5 protein-coding genes are annotated in these 3,864 nt (G+C 62.3%); all 5 read left to right on the forward strand.

Translation table 11 applies throughout. From position 1 onward, the window contains the following. The coding region (locus tag AC1D1P_RS17005) for an NAD(P)H-binding protein (protein WP_477673781.1) at positions 1–973 on the forward strand (973 nt) is incomplete at its 5' end. After that, a complete protein-coding gene (locus AC1D1P_RS17010) occupies positions 945–1,385 on the forward strand; it encodes an acyl-CoA thioesterase (protein WP_477671032.1) in 441 nt (146 codons plus the stop codon). The genes AC1D1P_RS17005 and AC1D1P_RS17010, both read left to right, overlap by 29 nt. Continuing rightward, positions 1,385–2,131: a nitroreductase gene (locus AC1D1P_RS17015; protein WP_477671031.1), complete on the forward strand. Its 747-nt coding sequence runs from the start codon at positions 1,385–1,387 to the stop codon at positions 2,129–2,131. Before AC1D1P_RS17010 ends, AC1D1P_RS17015 begins: the two co-directional genes overlap by 1 nt. Before the next feature lie 140 nt (positions 2,132–2,271). Further along, complete coding sequence (locus AC1D1P_RS17020; RefSeq protein ID WP_457278836.1) at positions 2,272–2,625, forward strand: FKBP-type peptidyl-prolyl cis-trans isomerase; 354 nt, start codon at positions 2,272–2,274, stop codon at positions 2,623–2,625. Between the two features lie 103 nt (positions 2,626–2,728). After that, on the forward strand, positions 2,729–3,864 hold a 1,136-nt coding region (gene pncB / locus AC1D1P_RS17025), incomplete at its 3' end, for a nicotinate phosphoribosyltransferase (RefSeq protein ID WP_477673782.1).

Consider the following 3,864-nt stretch of genomic DNA (forward strand, 5'->3'; position numbering starts at 1 on the left):
CGCTCTTCGCGTGCTGGTGTTAGGCGGCACCGGCTTCATTGGCCGCCATGCCGTGGCGGCGCTGCACGCGTCGGGCGCGCAGGTTTCGATCGGCAGCCGCCATCCTTCGCGCCACGAAGAGGCCTATCCTTTTGCTGTCTTGCGCGCTGCGCGCTTTGAGCAGCTGTTACAGCCCGATGCGTGGACAACCCTGCTGAAAGATGTGGACGTGGTCGTCAATTGCGTGGGCATCCTTCGCCAGCGGCCGAATGAGTCGTATGACCATGTGCATCACCGCGCGCCAGCGGCGCTGGCCGTCGCTTGCGCCGGCGCCGGCATTCGGCTGATTCATACCTCGGCCCTGGGCTTGCACGCAGGCGCCAAAAGCCGGTTTTTGTCGAGCAAGCTGCTGGGTGAGCACACCATCGCGGCGTCGGGCAGCGACTACGCCATCGTGCGGCCGTCCTTGCTCGACGGCGAGGGCGGCTTTGGTGCCCGCTGGCTGCGCGGCTTGTCGCGCTCGCCGGTGCAATTTATTCCGCGCGGTGCGCGCGGCGGTATTGCGGCGATGGCTGCCACCGATCTTGGGAAAGCGTTTGCTGCGCTTGCGGCTCTTTCCTCCCTGGCTGGTCACCGCGAGGTTGAACTCGGCGGCACCCGCCGATACGGCTACGCGGAGTATTTGCGTGAGCTTCGCGCCGACTACACCCGCACCCGCGCGCTGCAAATTCCGTTGCCCAACTGGGCGGCACGCCTGGGCGCGCATGTATGCGACGTCCTGCACTTTTCGCCTTTCTCGTATGGGCACTGGATATTGCTGCAGCGGGACAACGTGCCTTCACCCAATCGTTTGCCGGAATTGCTGGGGCGCGAGCCGCTTCCGATCAGACTTCCCTGCAGCCCAGTTATTCATCCAAAAGCCCACCCTGAGTCCGGCCAGGTTCACGCTGGCAAAATAGGTTCTCATGACCTCCCCGACACGCCCGCAGGCTGAAGCCCGCAGCGCCTATAAAGCCTTTCGCGACATCGGCACCCGATGGTCCGACAACGATGTTTACGGTCACGTCAACAACGTCGTCTACTACAGCTGGTTCGATACCGCCGTCAACGGCCTCCTGATTGAACGCGGCGCCATCGACATCCACACCGGCAGCGTGATCGGCCTGGTGATCGAAACCCAATGCAACTACTTCGCGCCGCTGGCCTTTCCGGAGCCGGTGGTCGCGGGCATCCGCGTGGCACAYGTCGGCTCGTCCAGCGTGCGCTACGAAGTGGCCCTGTTCCCCGGCGATGAGGGTGCATCGTGCGCGGCCCGGGGCCATTTCATCCATGTGTATGTCGACCGCGTCACGCGCCGGCCGGCGCCACTGCCCCCCGAACTGCTTTCTGTACTGGAGACCCTCTGATGACCCAGGCACTGCCCGTGCTTCCCTATATCACCCCGCGCCGAGCAGGCGATGCACGCAATGCGGTGGATGAAGCCATCGTCAGCCGCCAGTCGATACGCCAGTTTTTACCCAAACCGGTGCCGCGCGAGACCATTGCCCACCTGCTGGAAGTAGCCAGCCGCGCGCCTTCAGGCACCAACACACAGCCCTGGAAGGCCTATGTGCTGCAGGGCGCGAGCCGCGATGCGTTGGTCGGCAAAGTCTGCGAGGCCCATGACGCGATATACGCCAACCCCGCACTGGCCGCCGACTACAAAGAGGAATACGACTACTACCCTGAAAAGTGGGTCTCGCCCTATATCGACCGCCGTCGCGAAAACGGCTGGGGCCTCTACGGACTGCTGGGAATCACCAAGGGCGACAAGGACAAGATGCATGCACAGCACCATCGCAACTTCCAGTTGTTCGACGCGCCTGTGGGCCTGATGTTCACGCTGGACCGCGTGATGGGCCGGGGTTCACTTGTGGACTACGGCATGTTCATGCAAAACCTCATGGTGGCCGCGCGCGGCCTGGGCCTGCACACCTGCCCGCAAGCGGCCTGGAACGGGTTTTCCCGGATCATCCTCCCGCACATCGGCGCGGGTAGCGACGAAATGCTGGTGTGCGGCATGGCGCTGGGTTATGCCGATGACACGGCGCTCGTCAACACATTCCGTACGCCACGGGTGCCGGCTTCGGAATTCACCACATGGCTTGATTAGGCGCAGCGCAGTTGCATCTCCGTACGCGCCAGCTAGTTTGGGTGTTGCGGGTAAAGTCAGGGATTCGCGAAAAGACGCGATTTCTTTTTGCCTGTTTGGGCTCTGTTTTTTTGTTTCACCTGTTTTAGAAGGACCTCACAATGAATCTCACCACCACACCTTCCGGCCTGCAATACGAAGACACCGTGCTGGGCACCGGTGCCATCGCCAAGGCGGGGCAACATGTCAAGGTTCACTACACCGGCTGGCTCTATAACAACGGCGTCCAGGGCGCCAAGTTCGACTCCAGCAAGGACCGCGGCCAGCCGTTCGAGTTTTCCCTTGGCGCAGGGCAGGTGATCCGCGGCTGGGACGAAGGCGTGCAAGGCATGTCGGTGGGTGGCACCCGCCGCCTCGTCATTCCGGCGGAGCTGGGCTACGGTGCGCGCGGCGCCGGCGGCGTGATTCCACCGAACGCCACTTTGCTGTTTGAAGTGGATTTTCTCGGTACCTGAGCTGGCGCGAGTTGAAGAAGGCCCCGGTGCGGCATTGGCGCCGGGCCTGTTCACCTGATTAACCGCCAAGGCGCCCTGGCGCCGCGGCCCTCAAGCGATCCCCATGATCATCACCAGCCTGCTAGACACCGACTTGTACAAGTTCACCATGATGCAGGTGGTCTTGCACCAGTTTCCGGGCGCCGAGGTGGAATACCGCTTCAAGTGCCGCAACGCCGGTGCTCCGGGTATTGGTGATCTGGCGCCCTATGTGACCGAGATACGGGAAGAAATCCGTGGCCTGTGCAGTCTGCGCTTTCAGGATGCCGAGCTGGCTTACCTCAAGGCCATGCGCTTCATCAAGAGCGATTTTGTCGACTTCCTCGGCATCTTCCGGCTCAATGAAAAGTACGTCAGCGTCACGGCCTTGCCTTCGGGCGAGATCGACGTGTCCATCAAGGGCCCCTGGCTGCACACCATCCTCTTCGAGATTCCGGTGCTGGCCATCATCAATGAGGTCTATTTTCGCAACACGCAGAAGAAGGCGGACCTGGTCGAAGGTCGCAAGCGCCTGGAGACCAAAATTGGCGAGTTGCAGACGCAGGGCCTGCGAACGCTCAAGATCGCCGATTACGGCACACGCCGCCGGTTTGGCAAAGCCTGGCACGAAGAAGTGCTGCGCACCCTGGTGACGCGGCTGGGCACGGGGGTGGGTGGCCAGTTCGCCGGCACCAGCAATGTGCTGTTTGCCATGAAGCTCGGGCTGACGCCGTTAGGCACCATGGCGCATGAATACCTGCAGGCCTGCCAGGCGCTGGGGCCGCGTCTGCGTGACAGTCAGGTCTTTGGCTTCGAGTCATGGGCCAAGGAATACCGGGGCGACCTTGGGATCGCGCTGTCGGACGTTTACGGCATGAGTGCCTTCCTGCGCGATTTCGACATGTACTTCTGCAAACTGTTTGACGGCGCGCGACACGACAGCGGCGACCCGTTCCAGTGGGGCGAGCGCATGCTTGCGCACTACACCAAGAACCGGGTCGACCCGCAGACCAAGACGCTGATTTTCAGCGACGGCCTGACGGTGCCGCGCACCATCGAGCTGTTCCAGCAGTTCAGGGGGCGTTGCCAGCTGGCCTTCGGGATCGGCACCAACCTCACCAATGACCTGGGCTATGAGCCGCTGCAGATCGTCATCAAGATGATCCGCTGCAACGGCCAACCCGTGGCCAAGCTGTCTGACACACCTTCCAAGAACATGTG

The sequence above is a fragment of the Polaromonas sp. P1_E1_2 genome (genome assembly GCF_056406035.1).